The sequence below is a fragment of the Enterobacter cloacae complex sp.6700776 genome (assembly GCF_048284255.1).
Lineage (GTDB): Bacteria > Pseudomonadota > Gammaproteobacteria > Enterobacterales > Enterobacteriaceae > Enterobacter > Enterobacter intestinihominis.
Genome location: NZ_JBLVYK010000054.1, coordinates 1 through 778 on the forward strand (window position 1 = coordinate 1; position 778 = coordinate 778).

The 778-nt window shown below is 48.3% G+C and carries 1 protein-coding gene; it reads right to left on the reverse strand.

Annotated features, from left to right (window positions below; translation table 11 throughout):
* Positions 1–743 (reverse strand): IS110-like element IS4321 family transposase (locus ACNQ0T_RS23165; protein WP_417930383.1); only part of this gene is annotated, 743 nt, incomplete at its 3' end.
* Between the last annotated feature and the right edge of the window lie 35 nt (positions 744–778).

A 778-nucleotide genomic window follows, 5' to 3' on the forward strand; every position in this document is an offset into this window, starting at 1 on the left:
AGCCCTGTTGCCGCCGCAAAGTCACGGCTGCTGGCGTACTGCTTCCCGTCGCCAATCTCAGTTGAAATAGTACTCGCTGTCAGTGTTCCGACGCAGGGAATGCTCAGCAAGCGCTGTCCAACCTCATCTTCGTCCAACTTTCGTTTCAACTGGGATTCCAAATCTTTAATCTGCTCAACAAGATAGTGATAATGCTGTTGTAATTTCAGCAATAACTGGCTGAGGTAAAGAGGCAAACTATTGTCCTCAAGAAGGGTACTCAGTCGGCTAATAACGGCAGCTCCTCGGGGAACGCTAATGCCAAATTCCAGCAGAAAAGCATGCATTTGATTGGTTGTTTTTACCTTATCCTGAACCAGGGATTCACGGACACGATGCAGAGCCCGCATTGCCTGCTGAGATTCCGTTCTGGGCTGCACAAAACGCATAGACGGACGCGATGCAGCTTCACAAATAGCTTCGGCGTCGACAAAGTCGTTTTTATTGCTTTTAACGAACGGGCGGACAAATTGTGGTGATATCAGCTTTGGGGAATGCCCCAACTCTTCCAACTTGCGTGCCATAAAGTGAGAACCGCCACAGGCTTCCATTGCGATGGTTGTAGCGGGGCATGTCGCCAAAAATTCGATCAACTTTGGCCGGGTAAATTTTTTACGGTAAACAGCCTTCCCGCGACGATCCTGGCAATGAATATGGAAAGAGTTTTTACCCAGATCGATACCAATGAGCGCAATGTTTTCCATGATAGTTCTCCGAATGAAAGCCTGTCCTCAGCATA